Raw genomic sequence first — 22679 nt, 5'->3', positions numbered from 1 at the left:
GCGCCACCCTCCGCCCGGGTCACCTCGACCCCGGGAGCCGGGCGCGGACGCCGCCCGTGGTGCGGCTGACCCGTAGTCTCGCGCCCTCCGGGGCCCCGACGCGGACCGTGGAAGGGGCGTGGGGCCCTCACCGCAGCGTCGGCACGGCGCCGCCCTCCGCCCGGGTCACCTCGACCCCGGGAGCCGGGCGCGGACGCCGCCCGTGGTGCGGCTGACCCGTAGTCTCGCGCCCTCCGGGGCCCGAACGCGGACCGTGGAAGGGGCGTGGGGCCCTCACCGCAGCGTCGGTACGGCGCCACCCTCCGCCCATGTGACCTCGGCACCGGGGAGGCCCCGGCTCCACGCGCGGGTGATCGCGGCGAGGGCGGCCGCGTCGGGCGGGGTGGGGCCGAGGCCGATGGCGTAGTGGGCGGAACGGGGGGTGGTGCGGAAGGGGCGTGGCCAGGCGTGGACGCCGCCGGTGCCGGCGTCCTCCAGCGCGGTGAGCAGCGCGCGGACGCGGCCCCTGACCCGGCCGAGGGTGTCCTCGAACTCCTCCTCCGTCGCCCCGTGCACGGCCAGTACCGCCCAGGCCGCGTGGCGCCGGTGGAGCGGGGGCGGGGCGGCGAGGGCGGGCCGGGGGCCAATGCCTGCGACGTCTGCGGACTCCAGCAGCTCCCAGGCGCGGTAGAGCTCCCGGGCGAGCAGGTCGCGGCCGTCCGGGCCGACGTGCGCGGTGCACAGGCGGACGGGCTCGGTGGGGGTGGCGATGGAGATCGCCGGGCCCGACTGCCCGGCGGTGCCCACCGGTTGACGCCAGTCCCAGGCGGCCCACGTGGCGAAGAAGTGCCGGAGCAGCCCGGCGCCGGTCAGGCCGGGGGCGTCGTGGACGGTGCGCGCGGCGAGCAGCGCCCAGGCCAGACCGGGCAGGCCGCCGAAGGGGGCGGAGTCCAGGCCGCGTGCCCGGGCCCAGGCCTTGACCTCGCGGGCGAGACCCGCGAAGCGGTCATGGTCACCGGCGAGTTCGAGGACCGCGTCGGCGTCGCTGACGGCGCTCAGCGCGACGGCGGCGGCCTCGCCCAGTCCGGCACGGCGGGCCACGGCCTCGGCGGGGTCGAGGCCGCCGGTGGCGACGACGACGAGGTCGACGTCGAGCGGGCCGACGCGGAAGCGCAGTCCCGGCACCCGGGCGCCGGTCACCTGCCGTACGCGGGTGGCCTCCGGCAGCCCGGCGGCCACCCTGGCCCGGACCTCCGCCATGTCCACCGTGCCCGGCAGCGCCGCGACGAGGTCGAGGTCGGCGCCGGGCAGCGCGCACCCCATGCGGCGTGAGCCGGCGAGGTGGACCACGCCGTCGCTCAGGGCGTCGGCGACGCGCCGCGCGGTCTCCTCGGCGTACGGGACGTCCTCGGCGTCCGGGACATCGTCGGGTGTGCCGGTGCCGGCGGTGTCGGGCACCCAGCGCAGCTCCCCCGTGCCGAGTCCGACCGTGGCCCGGACCCGCATCGGTTCGTCCCCGCGCCGGGAGAGCAGGACGAGTTCGCCGACCTGTGCCGTCGTCCCGCGCAGCCGGGCCGCGCAGTCGGCGGCCACCCGCAGCGGGTCCCGGGTGCGGCCGAGCGACAGATGCGGGGTGAAGCCCCCGGCGCGCCCCCGGCAGCGGGGGAACCGGCGGGCGAGGGCGTGCTGGAGGACCGCCCAGGAGGCGCCGCCGTCGGCCGCCGGGTCGAGCCAGACGGTGGCGTCCTCGCGGTGCCCGAAGGTGTGCACCCCGTCGAGGCGGGCGGTGAAGGGACGGACGCCGGCCGCGGCCTCGGACAGCTGCGGCGCCGCGCGCTCGAACGCGGCCTCCGGCACGAAGCCGAAGAGCAGGTTGACGTGCGGCGGCCAGCGGTGGATCTGCGGATCGTGGTCGCGGCGGACGGCCTGGACCGCGGGCCACGACTCCTCCGGTGGCAGCCAGGCCACGGCGGTGCGTGCGGTGGGCGGCAGGTCGAGGACGTCTTCGGCCTCGTCCTCCGCGCCCGCCGCGAGGGAGAGGGTGACCTCCACGCCGTAGTGGTCGGAGACGAACAGGCCCTCCGCCGTCGGGGCGTCGCCGCGCAGGGCGGCTCCGGTGACACGGGGTCCGCCTTCGCGCAGCAGGACGCGGTCGAGCCGGGAGGCACGGCCGCTGAGCGAGGAGACCGCCGCCAGCGGGTTGACGGCCGGGTCGAAGGTGGGGGTGCGGTCGTCCGGCCCGTGCGCCTCGGTCCAGGCGTCGCGCAGGCCGAGGGCGAGGGCCGGCCCGTCGCCTCCGTCGTTGAAGTCGCCGAGCAGCAGCAGGTCGCCCTCGACGCCGGCGAGTCCCTCGGCGAGCCGGGCGAGTTCGGCCTGTCTGCGGGCCGGGCCGTCCTCGGAGTGGTCGCTGCTGAGGTGGGTGGCGGCGACCACGAGCGGACCGGTGGCCGTCTCGACGGTGATCGCGGCGACGGCCTTGTGGGGGCCGAGGGTGTGCCGGGCGGCCTCCCGGACGGGCAGCCGGCTGAGCAGCAGCACCCCGCTGTCGTCGGTGTCACGTCCGTCCGGGTCGGTGCCGAGGGTGTAGCGGGAGCGCACCCAGGGAGCCCGCAGCAGCATGTCGAGCAGCGCGGGCTCGACCTCCTGCAGGGCGATGACGTCGGCGTCCGCCTCCTCCAGGGCGCTCAGCAGCAGGGGGCGGCGGCGGTCGGTGTCGATGCGGTGGCTGTCGTACCGGTCCCACAGGGTGTTCCAGGTCAGGACGCGCAGCGGGCCGCCGCCCGCCGTTCCCGCCCGGCCGGACGTCGCCCGCCCGGCGGGCCGCCAGCGGTGCCCGTCGTCGTCCCAGGAGTGCGGGACGCGGGCGGTGAAGAACGGCGGGCGCAGCAGGCGCGGGTCGCGGACGCGTCCGGCGTCGGTGGCGTCCATGCGGTCGGTGCCGGTGGCCCGGTCCCAGACGAGCTCTCCGTCCGCCTCCACGAACAGCACGCGGTGCCAGGGGATCTCGCCACCGGGCACGAAGGCGGGCAGCGGGATCCGCTTGGGCGCGGCGCCGCGCTGGTGGACGCCGATCACGAAGCGCGCCGGGTCGAAGCGGGCGTCCCAGCGGACGCGGTGGTAGATCTCCTCGCTGGTGCGCATGTCACGCCTCCTGTCCGGCCGCGGCGCCGCCGCCGAGCGAGCCGTCGGTGTCCTCGACGGTGCCGCCCGCGCCGACGTACCAGGTGCGATGGGCCTCGCCGGGGTACGGCGGGGCGAACCGGCGGGCCTGCGCGGTCAGCACGGCGGGGGGCACCGGGTGGGCGCGGCCGGCGTTGCGCCGGGCCAGCTCCTCCTCGTCGACCAGGGTCACCGCGTGCGTGATCAGGGCGTCGCGGCGGCGGGCCACCGCGTGCACCAGGGAGCGCTGGTGCGGATTGAGGGACGTGGCGTCCCACACCACCGTCGCACGCCCGGCCAGGGCGGTGTCGAGCCGGCGCAGCCCCTCGCGCAGGACGTCGGCGTTGGCGCGCTGGTCGGCGCGGGAGCCGCGGGCGAGGCGCAGGTCGTCCAAGGCGATGCGGACGGCGGTGCCGGGCAGCGTGCCGGCGAAGGTGCTCTTGCCGCTGCCCGCGGGTCCGGTCAGGTGGATCAGACGGGGGAACTCCGCGGAACGCCACCGCCAGGTGGCGGCCACGGCCTCCTCCGCGCCGCCGATCCGCCCGGCAGCGTACGCCGCGCGGGCCTCCGCCCAGCAGCGGTCGGCGGCGTCGGGGTCGAGCCCGGCGAGGGCGCCGCGCAGTCCGTGGCGCAGGGGGCCGAGCGGGTCGGGGCCGAGCAGGCCGGCCTCCTCGGCGTGCAGCGCCGACCATTCGGTCTGCTCGCGGGCGGCGTCGTCGGGGGCCGCAGCGGCCGCCACGGCGTGCAGGACGCCCAGGTCGGCGGCGAGCGCCATGCGGGCCAGGCCGTCCGCGCGGGCCTCGTCGGGGTACGGACGGTGCAGGGCCGCGTGCAGTCCGGCCAGGTCGGCGACGCGCCGGGCCTGGGGCATGGTGAGCGGCCCGGCGAGGCGGGCCGCCAGGCGGGCGCGGGGGGCGTCGTGCAGCAGGGCGGCGAGGACCCCGGCCAGTCGGGCGTCCCCGGTGCGGCCGAGGACGTCCAGCCGGGCGGAGACGTCGGCGGCACGGTCGGCGGCGCCGGGGCCGGTGACGGTGACGCCCACGGCGGCGGCGAGCGCGCCGGCGTCCGGGGACGCGCCGGAACGCACCGCCCACAGCGGGGCGGCGGGGCCCAGCCCGTTCTCGACGACGGGGGCGTGCATCCAGTGGGTGCCGGTGGTCACATGGCCTGCGCGTACCCACTTGGCGACGCGGCGGCCGAACTCCTCGTACCGGAAGCCGTCGACGGTGCGGACGACGTAGCCCTCCTGACGTGAGGTGTCCAGGCGCAGGGCGCGCAGCGCGCGTTCGTCGTACGTGCCGCGCCACAGCACGGGGGGCGCCGGGATCCCGAGGCGCCGCAGGAAGCTGACCGTGCGGTCCCAGTCCAGGCACCGGTCGCCGTCCCAGACGGAGAAGCCGTAGAACCAGCTGTCCAGGTCCGGGTAAGCGAGGGAGTGGCGGGCGTGCAGGTTCTCCCCGCACACCCGCAGGCCGGGCGGGAGGGAGGGGCCGATCCGCCCCTGGAGCGCCTTGACCCACGCCCGGGAGGGGTGGTGGGCCGAGTCGAGCGACCGGGCGTGCATCCCGTCCCGGTAGAGGGTGGTGTTCTCGCCGTCGAGTTTCTCGGTGACGACGACCTCGCGGCCCCGCAGCGCGCCGGGGTCCCCGGCGCGTATGTCGTCCGGCGTGGCCCCGGGCGACCAGGGCAGATGCGGTGTGCGTGGATAGTGCGTGCGCATGGTGCCGGATCCCCCGTGGCGTTCTGGTGCGCGCTCACTGTAGGAGCGCGGGAACCCGCGAAGCCATCGCTTAATCGGGCACGCCACCAGGGAGCGGGCAGAGTCTGGGAAACGACGGTCGACGCGGGTGCGGCGCTTCCGAGTCCCCCGGGCCAGCCCGCGGACGGTCTCGCCGTCCGCGCTACGGATGTCGGGAGGGCCCGCAAAATGCGTGGTGGCGACGGAGGGTGGGCGCGATGATGGGCGCGTGACGTTCCTGGAGGTCGCCTGCGACGAGTCGGGCTCGGACGGCGAGAACCTGATCAGCGGGAACACGGATGTCTTCGCCCACGCGGGTGTGTGCGTCGCGGAAGAGGCCGCCGCCGGGGCGCTGCGGGAGATACGGGAGCGGATCCGGTCGCCCGCCGAGGAGTACAAGGCCAACCACCTGCTGCGGGAGAAGCACCGCGCGGTGCTGGAGTGGCTGCTGGGACCCGCGGGCCCGCTGCACGGTCACGCGTCCGTACACCTCATCGACAAGTCGTACTTCGTGCTCGTGGCGGTCCTCGACGTGCTGGCCGGCGGGCCTGCCGCGGCGGCCACGGCGGCGGTGCTCTACCGCGAGGGGCGCGGCGCCGTGGAGCCCTCGGGATGGCAGGCGTTCCTCCGGGCCGGCAACGACCTGGTGCGCAGGAGGAACCACGAGGACGGGGAAGCGCCCGTCGACGCCTTCTACCAAGCGCTGGAGGCGTTGCGTCCGGCGCCAGGCGGGGACGGCGGTTCGTCCGGGGTCCTCGCAGTGCTGCGGCGGGCGAGGCCCCGGGCGCAGGCGTTCCGGGCTCGGCTCGCGGCGGAGCCGGGGGCGGTGGAGCCGTTGGATCCGCTCTTCCCCGCACTGGAGCGTACGGTCGCGCGGTGGGGTGAGGGCGGGGCGCCGGTGCACATCGTGCACGACCGGCAGAACACGCTCACCGAGGAACGGATCACACGGCTCGGTGCGTCACTGCCCCCAGGCCGTCGTCTGGCGGGGCTCCGGCTGGCCGAGTCGCGTCATGACGCGCGGATCCAGCTCGCCGACTTCCTCGCCGGAGTGGCGCGGAAGCTGGCCTCGGACGAACTCGCGGGCCGCGGTGACCCCGTGCTGACCGGTCTGCTGCGCCCCTACGTGGATCCGCTCTCGGTGTGGGGCGACGAACGGAGCTGGTCGCGCCTGGGGCCCGTGCCGTCCGCGACCGGGCTCCGGCCGACGCCGCCTCAGCCCGCGCCGCCGGGCCTCGTCGCAGGGTACGCGGGCACGGCACCGCCCTCGGCCTCACCGGTGCCCGTGGTGACGCCGGCCGGTGGCCTGCCTTCCGGACAGGGTCGAGCACGCGAACGCGGGGGGCGTTCCGCGCCGGAGCCCGAAGACGGTCGGGGAGCGGTCGTTGACGCACACGATCTCGTGACGGCGTTCCGGCCGGGGCAGGACACGGCGGAGGGCCGCGTTCAGCACTGCCAGAGGAAGACGGCCTCGCCGCAGGGCCGGCAGGCGAAGACGTAACCGCGTAACCGCGGCCCCCGCCACCGAAGTTCGCCGAGGACGCGTGGTCGGCTCCCTCCTCAAGACGCGCCGTGAACGTCATCGGCGCGGCGCAGGAGGGGCAGTGCGGGGTCTCCTCTCCCCGCAGCCGTCCGGGGTCGGCGCCCCGGTGGACGCGTACGCGCGGTTGCCTCCGGCCGCGGGGTCCCAGTCCTCGCACGTGCCGGGATCGTTGTGGCAGAGGAAGACCTCCACGGCGCCGCCGTCGGCGGACGGGTGCGCGAGGAAAGGCTAGGGCTTGCGCGGTACGCACCGCAGGGCCAGGGCGGCGGCGGTGAGGTAGGCGAGGGCGCCGACGGCCATGGACAGGCGCAGGCCCGTGCCGTAGTCGGCGGCGGTGGCCAGGAGGGTGCCGCCGAGGGCCACACCGGCCGCGCTGCCGATCTGGCGGGCGGTGTTGAACAGCGCGGAGGCGGTCCCGGAGTAGCCGGGGGGCGCGGCCGCCATCACGGTGGTGGTCGTGCCGGTGAGGGCGAAGGAGGTGCCGAAGCCCGCGGCCATCATGGGGGCGACCAGCAGCGGGTAGGCCGGGTCGGGCCCCGCCGCGGCCCAGCCGGCGAGCCCGAGGGCGCCCAGCAGCATGCCGCTGACGACCAGCGGACGGTCCCCGGTCCGGCGGGCCAGCCGCCCGGACAGGACGGAGGCGAACATGGTCGTCGCCACGGCCGGGAAGAGGGCGAGGCCGGTGCCCAGCGCGCTGTAGCCGCGCTGGTGCTGGAAGGAGAGGCTGGCGGTGAACACCATCCCGTAGAAGGCGAAGTTGAAGAGCAGCCCGGTCAGCGAGCCGCCGCCGACCGCCCGGGAGCGCAGCATGCGCGGCGGGATCGCGGGCGAGCGGGCCAGCCGCTCGCGCACCGCGAACGCCGCCGCGGCGAGCAGGGCCAGGCCGGCGCCGGCGAGGACCGCCGGATCGGACCACCCGCGCCGCCCGGCTTCGTTGAGGACGGCGGTCAGCAGGGCGACCGCGGCCACGACGGCGCACTGCGCGGGCCAGTCCAGGGCCCGGTCGGCGCGCCGGCGCGAGGGCGCGACGTGCCGCAGCGTCAGCGCCAGGCAGGCGACGCCGACGGGGAGGTTGACCAGGAAGACCCACCGCCAGCCCACCGTGGACACGAGCAGCCCGCCCAGCAGCGGCCCCGCGGAGGCCGCGATGCCGGCCATCGAGCCCCACAGCCCGACGGCGCGCGATCGCGCGGCGGGGGCGGGGTAGGCCTGCTGGAGCAGCGCCAGGGAGCCGGGCACGATCAGCGCCGCGCCGAGTCCCTCGGCCAGCCGCGCGGCGACCAGCGCCGGGGCGTCCGGTGCGAGCGCGCAGGCGGCCGACGACACGGTGAACACGGCCACGCCGGTGCAGAAGACGCGGCGGTTGCCCAGCCGGTCGCCGAGCGCCCCGCCGGTGAGCAGCAGCCCGGCGAACACCATCGTGTAGCCGTCGGTGATCCACTGGATCCCGGTGAGCGAGGCCGACAGCTCCCGGCCCACCACGGGCACCGCGACGTTGATGACGGTCACGTCCAGGATCACCATGAAGTAGCCGGCGCACACCGCCAGCAGCGGTGCCCGTGACCACGGCCGGGCGTCCGGGCCCGGCGCGGCGGCGGGCCCGGGCCCGTCACCGGCGGCCGCCTCCGCGAACGGCACGTCCTCGACCTCATCCCGTACGCAGGGGCTCAGTACCGGATGTCACAGTAAGGGCTGGAAAGTCCGTATCGCGGGACCGGCCGGCGTGTGCTGCGCGTGCCTCAGCCCGGCTCGCCGGTGCGGCGGCGCAGCAGGTAGGTGTCCATGATCCAGCCCTTGCGTTCGCGGGCCTCGGTGCGCGCCCGGAGGATGCGCTCGGAGGTCTCGGCGAGCGGGCCGGAGACGAGGATCTCGTCCTCGGTGCCGAGGTAGGCGCCGTAATGGATGTCCAGGCCCTCGGGGTCGAGGCCGGCGAAGGCCGCGCCGCCGTCGAGCATGACCACCACGTCGTCGGCGTCCTCGGGGAACCCCTCGGCGAGGCGGCGGCCGGTGGTGATCTGCAGGGGGCGCCCGACCCGGGTGAGGGTGAGGCGGTGGCGGGCCGCGAGGGCGGCGACGCTGCTGACGCCGGGGACGACCTCGTGGATGAAGGAACCGGGCCGGCGGGCCAGGACCTCCTCCACGACGGCGATCACGCTGTCGTAGAGGGAGGGGTCGCCCCAGACCAGGAAGGCGCCCGTCTCGCCGGGGCCGAGGTGGGCGTCGAGGAGTCCGGCCACCAGGTCGGCGCGGCGGCGGCGCCAGTCCTCGACGGCCTCGGCGTAGCCGGGGGCGGTGCGGTCGCGCTCGGCGTCGGGGACCTCGACGAGGCGGTGTCCGGGGCGCGCGTGCTCGTCCAGCATCCGCCGGCGCAGGCGGATCAGGTCCTGGCGTTCCTCGGGTTTCCCGAGGACGAGGAAGACGTCCGTACGGCCGATCGCCTTGACCGCCTGAAGGGTGAGGTGTTCGGGATCGCCCGCGCCGATGCCGATGACGAGGATGTGTCGCATGCGGTGATTGTGCCCTGCGGTGTGCCCGTGACGGTCGTCGCGGCAACTGTTCCCGGGGCGTCCCGTGATGTCCCTCACGCTGGATCGGGTGGTTACGGTGCGACTTAGTAGCGGGCGTTCACGCGGCATATAACATCTATCCGTAACGGAATGGGACATAATTCGCACAGGGGGGCGACGGTATCCGATCCGTACGGCGTCATGGGCCTCTCCCGGGGCGGGGAAAGCTTTCTGAGGGCCCATCAGGTCTCTTCCGGACCGTGGATCCGGCGGCGCGGCACGCTCACCCGCCGGGCGCAAGAGGCACCGCGGCTACGAGTCCGCGTAGTACCGATCTTTCATTGCCCGACGTTCGGGACGGTCCACACAATGGCCGGGCCCGCCAGCCATCACGGCAGTTCAGGTGGGTTGTGAACACACACGCCGAACCCTGGAGTGAGGTCACGCAATGACGAAGCACCGCCGGATGAAGCCCTTCCGGAAGATCACCGTCGCCGCCCTCGCCGTCGCCGCCGTGGGTGTGCCCTCGGTGGCCATGGCTTGCGTCGGCGGCCAGCAGGGCCCGCAGGACGACGGGTCCCAGGGCCAGGGCGGCCAGGGCCAGGCCCAGGGCCAGGGCCGCTGGAACCACGCCTCGTGGGGCGGGTCCTGGAACGGGTCCGCCGATGGCTCCGCCGACGGGACGTGGACGCAGGGCGGCCAGTGGGGCGGGAAGCCGTCCTGGGCACCCTCCGCCGCACCCTCGGCCCCCGCCTCCGCGCCCTCGTCCGCGCCCTCGTCGGCACCCTCGTCCGCGCCCTCGTCGGCACCCTCGTCCGCACCGGCCTCCCCGGCCGCGGGCTCCGGCGCCACGCTGACGGGAGCCTCGGCCACCGTGCTCGACCTGGTGAACCAGGAGCGGGCGAAGGCCGGCTGCACGGCCCTGAAGGTCAACGCCAAGCTGAACGAGGCCGCGCAGGACCACAGCAAGGACATGGCCTCGCACCAGAACATGTCGCACACCGGCTCCGACGGTACGTCACCCGCCGAGCGCATCTCCTCGGTGGGCTACAACTGGAGCAGCTACGGCGAGAACGTGGCCTACGGCTACTCCTCCGCCTCCAGCGTGATGAGCGCCTGGATGGCCAGTCCCGACCACAAGCGGAACATACTGGACTGCTCCTTCAAGGAAATAGGGATCGCGCTGGCGCAGCCCGGCAACTACTGGACGCAGGACTTCGGCGCCGCGCGCTGAAGCAGAACGCCGGGAGGACCGGCCGCCCCCGTGGCGGCCGGGCCTCCCGGCGTACGTGCGGTGGGATCAGCGCAGACCGCGGCCGAGCGCGTTGATCAGCTCACCCTTGGTGGTGTCCCCGCTCAGCTCCCAGAAGAAGGCGCCGCCGAGGCCCTGTGACTTCGCCCAGGCCGCCTTGCCCCGGAGGGTGAGCGGTGTGTCGTAGCTCCACCACTCGTCGCCGCAGCGGGCGTACGCGGTGCCGGCGACCACGCGCGTGGCCGGGCAGCGGGTCTTGAGCACCTTGTAGTCCTCGCTGCCCGCCTCCCAGGTGCCGGGGGCGGGGCCGGTGGCGTCGCCGCCGGGCGCCGTCTGCGTCACACCGGTCCAGCCGCGGCCGTAGAAGCCGAGACCCAGCAGGAGCTTGCGGGCCGGGATGCCGAGGCCGCGCAGCTTGTGGATGGTCGCCGCCGCGTTGGAGGTCTTCTCCGGGATGCCGCGGTAGGAGGTGAGCGGCGAGTGGGGGGCGGTCGGGCCGGTGGCCGACCAGGTGCCGAAGTAGTCGTAGGTCATCGGGTTGTACCAGTCGACGTACTTCGCGGCGCCCGCGTAGTCGGCGGCGTCGATCTTGCCGCCGTCCGAGGCGTCGGCGGTGATGGCGGCGGTGACCAGGTTCTTCTTGCCGAAGCGGTGGCGTACCGCGGCCATCAGGTCCTTGTACGCGGTCGGGCCGCTGGTGTCGCAGGACATGCCGCAGGCGTTGGGGTACTCCCAGTCGATGTCGATGCCGTCGAAGACGTCGGCCCAGCGCGGGTCCTCGACGAGGTCGTAGCAGGAGTCGGCGAAGGCCTTCGGGTCGGCCGCGGCCTGGGTGAAGCCGGGCGACCAGGTCCAGCCGCCGAAGCTCCACAGGATCTTGATGTCCGGGTACTGCTTCTTGAGCTTGCGCAGCTGGTTGAAGTTGCCGTGCAGCGCGCCGTCCGCGGTGCTGTCGGCGACGCCGTCGACGCTGCCGGCCGCGTCGTAGGGCTTCTGGTAGTCGGCCCACTCGTCGCCGACGGCGCACTTGCCGTCGCTCACGTTGCCGAAGGCGTAGTTGATGTGGGTGAGCCGCGAGGCCGCGCCCGAGGTGACGATGTTCTTGACGTGGTAGTCGCGGGCGTAGACGCCCCAGTCGATGAAGTAGCCGACGACTTTCGACGTGGCTCCCGTGGTGTGCGGGGCGTGGTGGCCGTGGGACGCCGCCGCGGGTGCCGGCTGGGCCGCGGCGGGGCCGGTGACCAGGCTCGCGGTGAGCAGCGCCGTGCCGGCGGCGACGAGGCCGACCAGGGTTCTGCGGAACCGTGATCCCTGCTGTCTGGGCATGGAGTCACCTCTGGTGAGGAAGCGGTCGTGAGCGCGCGTGGATCCGGGGACACCCTAGAAGGACTAGACCAATGGGGTCAATGGTCTGCACCAATTCGGAAGTCCCCGCTCCGCGCGCCGTGCTGACCGCCCGTCAGAGTGGCTGGAGCGTCCAGGACCAGCGGTGGGTGCCCGGGCCCACCCGGTACGCCGGCAGGGTGTCGGGGCCGCAGGAGGCGGTGCCGACCCCGCGGTGGGCGGCGTCCAGGTGGACCACGCACGCGGCACGCGGCACGAGTTCGTCGTGGTGGGCGGCGGCCGTGAGGTCCGCGGCACGGTAGCGGGTGACGCTCACCTGGCGCGGCACGTCCAGATGGACGGCGATCCCCGGCGCGGCCGCGGCCCCGGTGAGGGTGAAGCGCCGCACGTCGTGCCGCCCGCCGCTCTCCTGCGGCCTCAGGTACGGCGTGAACAGCGCGTCAACGTCCGCCCGGTGGAGCCCCACGGTCGCACCCGCGCACCGGTCGGGGTACGTCTCGCCGGGGCCCCGTCCGAACCATTCCAGGGTGTCGAGCCCCGCCACGGTCTCGAAGACGGTGCCGACCCGCGGCAGGTCGGTCAGCGCCTCCGGCAGCACCGCGGTCTCGTCGACGAGCAGCCCTCCGTTCGGCAGCGGCGTGAGGACCTGCTCGTGGCCGACGGTGCCCGCGCCGTCCGTCGCGTACGCCGAGCGCACCACCACGCTCGCGCCCTCCCTGCCGACCGACACCAGGGTGCGTTCCAGCGCGTGCAGGCCCCAGGCGCGCCAGCGAGCGGCGATGCCGCCCCATTCGTCGTTGTCGGTGGGGGCCCGCCACAGCGTCAGCACGGGCGGGGCGGTGAGCAGCGGATGCCGGAGCAGTCCGGCGTCGTCGAGCTCCACGGCCCCGGCCCCGTCCGCGGCGAGCACGGCACCCGCCCGGGTGAGCAGGTCACGGTGGTCCTCGGCGAGCACCAGCTGCGGGGCGCACACGAGCGTGCCGCGCGGCGCCCACGGCAGGTCCTGCGCCGTCGTGACGCGCAGCGTCAGGTGCGAGTCGCCGTGCGGCAGCAGGCTGGTGGGCAGCGGCACCACCGCGCTCTCCCCCGGCGCGAGGTCCGGGAGCCGGGCGGGGGCGGTGCCGGAGTCGCCGATGTGCCACCGCGCGCTCAGCCACGCCAGGCCCGCGAAGTGCTGCCGGTTGGTGATCCGCGCCTCGCGGCGGTCGGGGGTGAGCTCCAGCCGCAGCGGGGCGGCGATCTCGCGGTGCTCGGCCATCGCGGGCTTGGGCGTCCGGTCGGGCAGGACCAGGCCGTCGGCGCAGAAGGCGCCGTCGTGCGGCGTGTCGCCGAAGTCGCCGCCGTACGCCCAGCGGTAGCCGGGAGCGGTCACCCCGTCGGCGTACGCGTCGGCGGGGGCGTCGGGCCCGGCCGGGCGGCCGGCCCCCTCCCCGGTGAGCCGCTGGAGGATGCCGTGGTCGCGGAACTCCCAGACGAAGCCGCCCTGCAGGCCCGGGGTGGACTCGATGGCCCGCCAGTAGTCGGCCAGGGAGCCGTTGCTGTTGCCCATGGCGTGCGAGTACTCGCACAGGATGAGCGGCTTGGAGTGCGGGCCGGCCGTGATCTCCTCGATGGAGGCGTACATCGGGCAGATGATGTCGCTCGCGGACTGCGCCTCCTCCCAGGCGTCCTTGATCGCGCCCTCGTACTGCACGGGCCGGGTCGGGTCGGTGCGCCGCAGCCAGCCCGCGGCGGCGTCGTGGTGGGCGCCGTAGTCGCTCTCGTTGCCCAGTGACCAGACGACGACACTGGGGTGGTTGCGGTCGCGCAGCACCATCCGGGCCACCCGGTCGGTGAACGCTCCCAGGTAGCGGGGGTCGTCGGCCAGTTCGTGGGCGTGGTCGTGGGTCTCGATGTCGGCCTCGTCCACGACGTACAGGCCGAGTTCGTCGGCGAGGGACAGCAGGGCCGGGTCGGGAGGGTAGTGCGCGGTGCGCACCGCGTTGAAGCCGTGCCGCTTCATCAGGCACAGGTCGGCCCGCATCTCCTCGGCGTCGACCACGCGCCCGGTGAGGGGGTGGAAGTCGTGCCGGTTGACCCCGCGGAAGTAGACCCGGACGCCGTTGACCAGCAGGTCGGCCCCGGAGATCTCCACGCGGCGGAACCCGACGCGGTGGCGGGACTCGTCGGCCACGCTGCCGTCCGCCCGGTGCAGCCGCACGGTCAGGTCGTACAGATGCGGCGTCTCGGCGCTCCACGGCCGGACACCGGGCACCGTGGCCCGGATGCGGGCCTCGCCGAGGAAGTCCGAGACGCGCTCGCTCGCGACGTTGGCCCGCGCGAAGGCCTCGTCGGCGGGGAGCCGCAGGATGCCGTCCGGGGTGCACAGCAGTCCGGACACGCTCCAGCCCGCCGGGAGGGCGCCGTCCCCGCTGCGGACCCGGACCGCGACGTCGAGGGTGCCGCCGGGCACGGCGGTGATCCCCACGTCCGCCAGGTGGAGCGGGTCGGTGGCGTAGAGGTGGACGGAGCGGGTGATGCCGCCGTGCCACCACTGGTCCTGGTCCTCCAGGAAGGTCGCGTCGGACCACTTGACCACGGTCAGGCGCACGGTGTTGCGCTCCCCCGGGCGCACCGCGTGCGTGACGTCGAACTCCGAGGCGAGGTGGGAGTCCTTGCCCACCCCGACGGCGGTGCCGTTGACGTGCGCGATCAGCACGCTCTCGGCGGCCCCGACGTGGAGCACGACCCGCCGCCCCGCCCAGTCGGCGGGTACGTCGGCCTCCCGCTCGTACACCCCGGTCGGGTTGCGCCCCGCCGGCGGTGAGGGCGGCAGGTCGGGGAAGGGCATCGTCACGTTGGTGTAGTGCGGCAGGTCGCGCACGCCGTGGATGTCGTCGAAGTCCTGGACGGTCCAGCAGCCGGGCACGTCCGTCTCCGCCCAGCGGCCGGCGAGCGGGGTGCGCGGGGTGGGCAGCAGCTGGAAGCGCCAGCGCCCGTCCAGCGGTACGCGGGGCGCGTCGGGGCGGACGACGGCGTGCATGGGCAGCCGGCGCCATCCGGTCAGCTCGGGGGCGTCCCACGGGTCGATCGGAACGGCGGGCTCTGCGCTTGCGGGGCGGCGGTCCTGCATGGGGGTTCCCTCCCGGGAGCGGTCGGTTCGCGGTGGGGGCGCGGTGACGGCGGGCCGCGTGGGGACGAGGACCGGGGCGGCGTCGCCGGGGGTGGCCCGGCGGCCGCGGGTCGGGGTCCGCGGTGCGGCGCGATCGGCGCCGGGGAGGACGAGGGTCCGCTGCGACGGCACGGGGTGGCGGCCGGGCGGTACGTCGTCCGGGGCGGGCGTGGTGCGCGCGCCCCGGACGGCCCGGAACGGTCGGGCGGGTGGCCGGTGGCCGGACCGTTCCGGGCGGTGGGGCGGCTACGCGCGCGGCGTGAGACGCAGGGTGAGGATCTGGAACGGCCGCAGGGACACCCGGATCCCTCCGTCGGGCCCGAGCTGCGCGCTCTCCCCCTCCAGCGGGCGTTCCAGCAGGTCGGTCACCTGCACCCGCTCCACCGGGAACGAGGCGCGCAGGGTGGTCGCGGCGCGCCCGCCGAGCGACTCGTACAGCCGGACGACCACGTCGCCGGAACGGTCGTCGGCGAGCTTGACCGCCTCGATCGCGGCCCGCGTGCCGTCGAGGGTCACCAGGGGCGCGGCCGGCCCGGCGCCCGCGGCCCCGGCGGTGACGCGCAGCGGCAGGTTGAGCTCGTAGCCGCCCGCCACGGCGTCCTCCACGGCCGCGCCGGGCAGCAGCGCGTACGTCATGCGGTGCGTGCCCTGGTCGGCGTGCGGGTCGGGCACGCGGGGCGCCCGGACCAGGCTGAGCCGCAGCGTCGTGGTGGTGCCGCCGTCCTCGCGGGAGGTGCGGCCGACATCGTGGCCGTAGGTCGAGTCGTTGAGCACGGCCACGCCGTACCCGGGCTCGGCGACGTGCACCCAGCGGTGGCAGAAGACCTCGAAACGGGCCGCGTCCCAGCTGGTGTTGGTGTGCGTGGGCCGGAAGACGTGCCCGAACTGGATCTCGGCGGCGCTCCGGTCGGCGTGCACGTCCAGCGGGAAGGCCGCCTTGAGGATCTTCTCGCTCTCGTGCCAGTCGATCTCCGTCTCGAAGTCGATCCGCGGGCTGCCCGCGCGCAGCCGTACGGTCTGCGCGAGGCGGGAGGCCCCGAAGGACCGCTCGACGCGGATGGCGCCGACGAGCGGGCCCTCCTCGACGACGGTGACCGCGTCCGCGGCCGTCAGGTCGGTGTACTGGCGGCGGTAGTGCCGGTCGATGTCCCAGGCGTCCCACTGGTTGGGCAGGTCGGTGTGGAGCCGCAGCAGGTTGCCGCGCGCGCCGGGGGCGAGCACCTCGCGGCCGGCGGTCAGGTCGAACACCGAGGTGAGCAGCCCGTCGTCGTCGAGTTCGACACGGACCAGCCCGTTGTCCAGGACACGGCCGGTGACGGTCACCTTGCCGCCCGGCTCACCCGCCACGACCGGCCCCGCCCCGGAGGCCGGCAGCTCGGCGAAGACCGCCACCCGCCCGTCGGCGAGCGGCTGGCCTCCGGCTCCGTCCGGCGCCGCCGGCACCGCGACGACCTCCGCCCGGGGCCGCGGTGAGGTGTTGAACACCCACGGCACCGACGGCCCCGTGCCGGGGTCGCCGGCCACCACCGCGGCGGCGGTGGCGGTGATCGCCTCCAGCTCCTCCTTCAGGCGCGCGTAGGTCGCCTCGGCCTCGCGGTGCACCCAGGCGATGGAGGAGCCCGGCAGGATGTCGTGGAACTGGTGGAGCAGGACCGTCTTCCACAGCCGGTCGAGGTCCTCGTACGGGTAGGCGTACGAGGGGTCGCGCAGCGCGGCCGTGGCGGCCCACAGCTCGGCCTCGCGCAGCAGGTGCTCGCCCCGCCGGTTGCCGGACTTGGTGCGGGCCTGGCTGGTGTACGTGGCGCGGTGCAGCTCCAGGTAGAGCTCGCCGGACCACACCGGGGCGTCCTCGTACTCCTCCCGGGCCTCGCGGAAGAACGTGTCCGGGTCCTGGACGACGACCTTGGCCGAGCCCTCCAGGTCGCGCAGGCGCCGGGCCTTCTCCAGCATCTCGCGGGTGGGGCCGCCCCCGCCGTCGCCGTGGCCGAAGGGGACCAGGGAACGCGTGCCGCCGCCCTTGTCGGCGTAGTTGCGCACGGCGTGGGCCATCTCCTCGCCGGAGAACACCGCGTTGTAGGTGTCGACGGGCGGGAAGTGCGTGAAGATGCGGGTGCCGTCGATGCCCTCCCACCAGAAGGTGTGGTGCGGCATCTTGTTCGTCTGGTTCCACGAGATCTTCTGCGTGAGGAACCACTCCATCCCGGCCAGCCGGGCGAGCTGCGGGTAGGCGCCGGTGTAGCCGAAGGAGTCGGGCAGCCACACCCCCCGGCACTCGACGCCGAACTCCTCGGCGAAGAAGCGCTTGCCGTGGATCAGCTGGCGGGCCATCGCCTCGCCGCCCGGCAGGTTCCCGTCGGCCTCCACCCACATGCCGCCGACCGGCACCCAGTTGCCGGCCTTCGCCGCCTCCTGCATGCGGCGGTACACCTCGGGGTTGCGCTCCTTGACCCAGGCGTACTGCTGGGCCTGGGAACAGGCGAAGACCAGCTCCGGGTAGTCGGCGGCGAGCGCGGTGACGTTGGAGAAGGTGCGGGCGGTCTTGCGCTTGGTCTCACGCAGCGGCCACAGCCACGCGCTGTCGATGTGGGCGTGGCCGACCGCGGACAGCGTGTGGGCGCTGGCGTGGGCGGGCCGGGACAGCGCCCCGGCGAGTTCCGCGCGGGCCGCGGCGGCGGTGCCGGCGACGTCCGCGATGTCGAGGGCGTCGAGCATCCGCTCCAAGGCGCGCAGCAGTTCGTGGCGGCGCGGCTCGGCCGTGGACAGCTCACGCATCAGTTCGCCCGCGACCTCGATGTCGAGGACGAGGTGCCACACGTCCTCGTCGAGCACGGCGAGGTCCGCGCGGGCCATCGTGTACAGCGGTTCCGCGGGCGCGGTGAGCCGGTCGCCGAGCGGGGTCGGCAGAAAGCCCTTGGCCAGGATGTCGGGGTTGGCGGCGGCCTCCAGCAGCAGTTCCACCGGCTCGCCGCCGGCCGCGGGGTTCGCGACGGGCACGTACTGGTTGCGCGGCTCGATGCCCTTGACCGGGGTGCCGGACGCGTCGTGGACCAGGGCCTCGGCCTGGCCGCCGGGCCAGTCGCCGATGAAGCCGAGGTCGAAGACGGCCTCGACGCGCCGGCCGGCCCATTCCGCGGGGACCGTGCCCAGGGCGCGTATCCAGCTGGTCGACCAGGGGGTGCCCCAGCGGTCGCCGACCGCGAAGGGCACGTACCCGGCGGCCAGCGCCTCGCCCACCGGCACCGGTTCGCCGTCCACGTGCCACGCGGTGAGCGTCAGCGGCACCGACGCGGCGTACACCGCGGGGCGGATGCGCTGTTCGAGGACGCGGTCGAGGCGCGCCTCGACCTGCTTGCGGTCGTCGTGCATGGGTGCTGTTCCCCTCAGTCCCGGAGGTAGGCGAGGTCGGGTACGTGCTTGCGGTAGCCGTCGAGCAGACGCTGGGCGACGGCGACGGAGTCGACGAGCGGGTGGAGCGCGAAGGCGCGCAGCGCGGCGGCGCGCTCGCCGGTGGTGGCGGCCCGGATGACGTCGCGCTCGACGGCCTTGACGGAGGTGACCAGGCCGACGGCGTGGCCGGGCAGCGGATCGCCGACGATCGGGCGGGCGCCGTTGGCGTCCACGTGGCAGGGCACCTCCACGACGGCCTCGGCGTCGAGCGGCTCCAAAGCGCGGCGGTTGCGGACGTTGAGGATCAGCGTGGTGCGCTCGTCGAGGGCGATGGCCCGCATCAGGGCGAGGGCGACCTGCTCGTAGCCGCCGGACTCCAGGTCGCACGAGTCGCGTTCGCCGGCTCCCGCGGCCTCCCGGACGTCGGCGCCGTAGGTGGTCTCGCGCTCCAGGCGGGTGGCGTCCCAGGCCGCGAAGGGCTCGGTGCCCGGGGCGCGCATCGTCTCGTAGAAGCGCTGCTGCTGCTCCAGGAGGAAGGCGCCGCGGGTGTGCTCGGCGTCGCGCGCGGCGGCGACGGTCTCCCGGTTGGAGTAGTAGTAGTTCAGGTACTCGTTGGGCACCGAGCCGAGGGTGCGCAGCCAGTCGGCGCCGAAGAGCTTGCCCTCCTCGAAGGAGGTGAGCGCCGCCTCGTCGGCCAGCAGGCGCGGGAGCAGGTCGACGCCGTCCACGCGCACCGCCCGCAGCCAGCCGAGGTGGTTCAGGCCCGCGTAGTCGAACCAGGCGCGGCCGGCGTCGACGCCCAGGGCGCGCGCCACCCTCCTGCCGAGGCCGACGGGCGAGTCGCAGATGCCGATGACGCGGTCGCCGAGGTGGTGGGACATGGCCTCGGTGACCATGCCGGCGGGGTTGGTGAAGTTGATGACCCAGGCGTCGGGCGCCAGCCGCGCGATGCGGCGGGCGATGTCGACGGCGACGGGGATGGTGCGCAGCCCGTACGCGATGCCGCCGGGGCCGACCGTCTCCTGGCCGAGGACGCCCTCGTCGAGGGCGACGCGCTCGTCGACGACGCGTCCGGCGAGGCCGCCGACGCGGATCGCGGAGAACACGAAGTCGGCGCCGGTGACGGCCTCGTCGAGGTCGGTGGTGACGGTGACCCCGGGCGCGTCGGGGTATCCCTGCGCCTGCTGCCGCAGCACCCGGACGATGGCGTCCAGGCGTCCGGGGTCCAGGTCGTGCAGGGTCACGTGGGTGACGCGGCCCGCCGCACGGTCCTCCAGCAGGGCGCGGTAGACCAGCGGGACGCGGAAGCCGCCACCACCGAGAATCGTGAGCCTCATACCTCGACCACCTCCACCCCCGCCTCGCGCAGCGAGGTCCGGGTCGTCGCGTCCGCCGGGGCGTTGGTCACCACGACGTCGATGTCCTCGGGCCCGCACACACGGGCCATGCCGGTGCCGGGGAACTTCCCGGCGTCCGCCGCGAGCACCACCTGGTCGCTCGCCGCGATCATGGCCCGTTTGACGGGCACCTCCACGGCGGTCGTGTCCAGTATCTGCCCGCCCGGGCGGATGCCGCTGGTGCCCAGGACCAGCCGGTCGGCCCGGACCTGGCGCAGGTTGTCCTCGGTGAGGAAGCCGACCAGGGACCGGTACTCGCGGCGCACGACCCCGCCGAGCAGCACCAGCTGGACGTCCTTCTCGTCCTGCAGCTCCTCGTAGACCGCGAGGTTGCTGGTGATCACCGTGAGCGAGCGGCCGCGCAGGTGCCGGGCGACCCGCAGTGCGGTGGTCCCGATGTCCAGCAGCACGGTCTCGCCGTCCTTGATGATCTCGGCGCAGCGGACGGCGATGGCGTCCTTGGCCTCGACGCGGACGGCGGCGACGTCCGGGAACGGGTCGTCCTCGCCGGTCAGCGGGACCGCACCGCCGTAGACCCGCTTCAGCAGGCCCTCGTCCTCGAGCTGGATGAGGTCGCGGCGGATCGTGGCCTGGCTGGCGCCGATCCGCTCGGCCAGCACGGTCACCGAGGTGGGGCCGTCCGCCCGCAGCGCACGGAGGATCAGCTCATGTCGTCGGTCGGGGAGCATGACACGAACCCTACCCGGGCTCTCTGCAAAGTCAATCAAAGTCGAGCAGGTTTGTGATTGACCCTTGTCAAACCACTGCACAGCATGCAAGCTCTTGCCTACTTCAGGCCGGGGCGTCCCCCCGTCCGGGCCTGGACCGGGGGGACACGAAGCACCGGGCGCCCCGCGCCGGTGCCCCTGGAGAGGTAGGTCGCAATGCCGCGGTCGACACACGCCGGCAGCACCCGGGAGGAGGCAGCCGATGTCTTCCTGTCAGGGCTGCTCTTCTTCGACCTGGGTTTCACCGGGCTCCCCTCGGCTCCCACCCCGGGCGCCGAGGTGTGGACCAAGGGCATGGGCACGTCCCCCGGCGGGATCGCCAACTTCGCGGTCGCGCTGAGCAGGCTGGGGCTGCGCACGTCGCTGTCCGCGGCCTTCGGCGAGGACCTGCTCGGCACGCACCTGTGGCACGAGCTGTCCGTCACCGAGGGCGTCGACCTCTCCCGCTCGCGCCGCTTCGCCGGATGGCCGACCCCGGTGACCGTCTCGCTCGCGTACGACGGCGACCGGGCGCTGGTCACCCACGGCCAGGAGCCGCCGCTCGGCCCGGACGCGATGATCGGCGAACCGCCGCCCAGCCGGGCCGCGATCGCCCACATCGGCGCGGAGCCGCTGGAGTGGGTGGGGCGCGCGCACGCGGCGGGCACCCTGGTCTTCGCCGACGTCGGCTGGGACCCCTCGGAGCGCTGGAGCCCGGCGGTGCTGGAACAGCTCGCCCTGTGCCACGCCTTCATGCCCAACGCCGAGGAGGCGATGGCCTACACCCGCACCGGCACCCCGCGGGCGGCGCTGTCCCGGCTGGCCGACCTCGTACCGCTCGCCGTGGTCACCGACGGCGCCGGGGGCGCGCTGGCGGTGGACTCCACGACGGGCGAGAGCGCTTCGGTGGCCGGCCTGCCGGTGGACGCCGTCGACACCACCGGCGCCGGCGACGTCTTCGGGGCCGGGCTGGTCGCCGCCACCCTGGCCGGCCGGCCGCTCCCCGACCGGCTGCGCTTCGCCAACCTCGTCGCCGCGCTGTCCGTGCGGCGGATCGGTGGCGCCGCCGCCGCACCGGACGTGGCCGCCGTCGACCGCTGGTGGCGGTCCGTGCGCGACTCCCCCGGCAACGACGACCTGCGCTCCGCCTACGCCTTCCTCGACCACACCGTGCCGGCCGCCGCGACGACCGCCGCCGGCCCGCACCACGCCGATCAGCCCGAGCAGTAGGAGAACCCCGTGGACCTTTCCCGCAGACGATTCCTCCAGGCGACCGTGCTCACCGCCGCGGCCGCCGGCCTCACCGCCGCGTGCGGTGGCGGCGGCGCGGGCGGCACCAGGAACGGCAAGAACCTCACGCTCTGGTACTGGGGCGGCGGGCTGAGTGACAAGGTTGTCAAGGACGCCGAGGCGCACTTCACCGAAGTGACCCTGAAGTCCGCGCAGATAGGCGGCGACTTCAAGCAGAAGCTGCTCACGACGCTGACCGGCGGCCAGTCCGTGCCCGACATCACCGGCATCAAGGGCGAGGACATGGCCTCCTTCCTGCCCAATGCCAACCGCTTCCTGGACCTCAACGACCTGGGCTTCAAGGACCTGGCCCCGCAGTACCTGGAGTGGAAGACCAAGCTGGCGCGCAGCGAGGACGGCCGGCAGATCGGCTTCCCGATCGACATCGGCCCCACCGCGATGTTCTACCGCGCGGACTTCTTCGAGCAGGCCGGGCTGCCCTCCGAGCCGGAGCAGGTCGCGGCGCAGATCAAGACCTGGGACGACTGGCTGGCCGCGGGCCGGGAACTGCACAAGGCGGTGCCGTCGGCGTCGCTGATCAACAGCGCGAGCGCGGTCTTCGACATCGCCGTCGGCCAGGGCACGCAGCGCTTCATCGACACCGGCAACCACTTCGTCGGCGACCAGGACCACATCCGTGCCGCCTGGGACCTGGCCGTACGGCCGTACGAGCTCGGGCTCGACGCCAAGATCAACGACAACAGCTGGAACGCGGCCATCGCCAAGGGCACGCTGGCGACCGAACTCGGCGCCGCCTGGCACGCCCTGGACATCTCCTCCGCCGCCCCCGACTCCAAGGGCAAGTGGCGCGTGGCCCCGATGCCGGGCGGCCCGTCCAACCTCGGCGGCTCGTTCCTGGCGCTGCCCCGCCAGTGCCGCAACCCCGAGCAGGCCTTCAAGGTCGTGAGCTGGCTGCTGAGCCCCGCCAACGACGCCCGCGGCTTCGCCGACGCCGCGATCTTCCCGGCCGCCCCCGCGGCGTACGCGATGCCGCAGATGACGGCCGGCGATCCGTACTTCGGCGGCCAGAGGACCATCGACGTCTTCGGGCCGGCCGCCAAGGCGATCCCGGCGGCCTACGAGGCCCCCGCGGACGCGGCCCTGATGGCGACGTACAAGACCGAGCTGACCAACGTCGAGACCAAGGGCAAGAGGCCGGACGACGCCTGGAAGGACGCCGTGGCCCAGGCACAGCAGATCGCGCAGCGGCAGGGCGTGCGCTGAC

13 protein-coding genes are annotated in these 22679 nt (G+C 74.7%); 4 read left to right on the top strand and 9 right to left on the bottom strand.

The window, feature by feature from the left end; translation table 11 throughout:
* Positions 1-273: 273 nt before the first annotated feature.
* Together ACFV3E_RS13030 and ACFV3E_RS13025 are read right to left on the bottom strand one after the other, a co-directional pair.
* Complete coding sequence (locus ACFV3E_RS13030) at positions 274-3120, bottom strand: poly(A) polymerase (RefSeq protein ID WP_500534752.1); 2847 nt, start codon at positions 3118-3120, stop codon at positions 274-276.
* 1 nt (position 3121) lies between these two features.
* Positions 3122-4858 (bottom strand): RNA ligase family protein, encoded by a 1737-nt coding sequence (locus ACFV3E_RS13025; RefSeq protein WP_500534751.1) that lies wholly within the window; start codon positions 4856-4858, stop codon positions 3122-3124.
* A gap of 247 nt (positions 4859-5105) precedes the next feature.
* Here ACFV3E_RS13025 and ACFV3E_RS13020 point away from each other — a divergent pair, with 247 nt between their 5' ends.
* On the top strand, positions 5106-6377 hold the full coding sequence (locus ACFV3E_RS13020) for a hypothetical protein (protein WP_500534750.1): 1272 nt from the start codon (positions 5106-5108) through the stop codon (positions 6375-6377).
* A 270-nt stretch (positions 6378-6647) separates the two neighbouring features.
* Here the strand turns inward: ACFV3E_RS13020 and ACFV3E_RS13015 are convergent, their stop codons facing one another.
* Entirely contained in the window at positions 6648-8057 is a 1410-nt protein-coding gene (locus ACFV3E_RS13015) for an MFS transporter (RefSeq protein WP_500534749.1), read from the bottom strand.
* A gap of 101 nt (positions 8058-8158) precedes the next feature.
* Complete coding sequence (gene cobF, locus ACFV3E_RS13010) at positions 8159-8926, bottom strand: precorrin-6A synthase (deacetylating) (RefSeq protein WP_500534748.1); 768 nt, start codon at positions 8924-8926, stop codon at positions 8159-8161.
* Between the two features lie 448 nt (positions 8927-9374).
* On the opposite strand from cobF, the gene ACFV3E_RS13005 reads away from it, so the two are divergent.
* The gene (locus ACFV3E_RS13005; protein WP_500534747.1) at positions 9375-10160 is read left to right on the top strand and encodes a CAP domain-containing protein; all 786 of its coding nucleotides are present in this window, start codon (positions 9375-9377) and stop codon (positions 10158-10160) included.
* A gap of 66 nt (positions 10161-10226) precedes the next feature.
* On the opposite strand, the gene ACFV3E_RS13000 is transcribed toward ACFV3E_RS13005, so the two are convergent.
* The 5 genes from ACFV3E_RS13000 to ACFV3E_RS12980 form a co-directional block, all read right to left on the bottom strand.
* On the bottom strand, positions 10227-11504 hold the full coding sequence (locus ACFV3E_RS13000) for a glycoside hydrolase family 18 protein (protein WP_500534746.1): 1278 nt from the start codon (positions 11502-11504) through the stop codon (positions 10227-10229).
* Between the two features lie 133 nt (positions 11505-11637).
* A complete protein-coding gene (locus ACFV3E_RS12995; protein ID WP_500534745.1) occupies positions 11638-14634 on the bottom strand; it encodes a glycoside hydrolase family 2 TIM barrel-domain containing protein in 2997 nt (998 codons plus the stop codon).
* Between the two features lie 285 nt (positions 14635-14919).
* Positions 14920-18039: an alpha-mannosidase gene (locus ACFV3E_RS12990; protein ID WP_500534744.1), complete on the bottom strand. Its 3120-nt coding sequence runs from the start codon at positions 18037-18039 to the stop codon at positions 14920-14922.
* A gap of 14 nt (positions 18040-18053) precedes the next feature.
* Positions 18054-19397 carry a 6-phospho-beta-glucosidase gene (locus ACFV3E_RS12985; protein ID WP_500534743.1) on the bottom strand — a complete coding sequence of 448 codons (1344 nt, stop codon included), beginning with the start codon at positions 19395-19397 and terminating at the stop codon, positions 18054-18056.
* Positions 19394-20146 carry a DeoR/GlpR family DNA-binding transcription regulator gene (locus tag ACFV3E_RS12980; protein WP_500325064.1) on the bottom strand — a complete coding sequence of 251 codons (753 nt, stop codon included), beginning with the start codon at positions 20144-20146 and terminating at the stop codon, positions 19394-19396. Before ACFV3E_RS12980 ends, ACFV3E_RS12985 begins: the two co-directional genes overlap by 4 nt.
* Positions 20147-20341: 195 nt before the next feature.
* Here ACFV3E_RS12980 and ACFV3E_RS12975 point away from each other — a divergent pair, with 195 nt between their 5' ends.
* Both ACFV3E_RS12975 and ACFV3E_RS12970 read left to right on the top strand, forming a co-directional pair.
* On the top strand, positions 20342-21394 hold the full coding sequence (locus ACFV3E_RS12975) for a carbohydrate kinase family protein (protein WP_500534742.1): 1053 nt from the start codon (positions 20342-20344) through the stop codon (positions 21392-21394).
* 9 nt (positions 21395-21403) lie between these two features.
* A complete protein-coding gene (locus tag ACFV3E_RS12970) occupies positions 21404-22678 on the top strand; it encodes an ABC transporter substrate-binding protein (RefSeq protein WP_500534741.1) in 1275 nt (424 codons plus the stop codon).
* Position 22679 lies beyond the last annotated feature (1 nt).

The sequence above is a fragment of the Streptomyces sp. NPDC059718 genome, from assembly GCF_042733315.1.
Lineage (GTDB): Bacteria > Actinomycetota > Actinomycetes > Streptomycetales > Streptomycetaceae > Actinacidiphila.
Note: the sequence above shows the minus strand (reverse complement) of the source record. Positions and strands in the feature narration are given on the sequence as shown.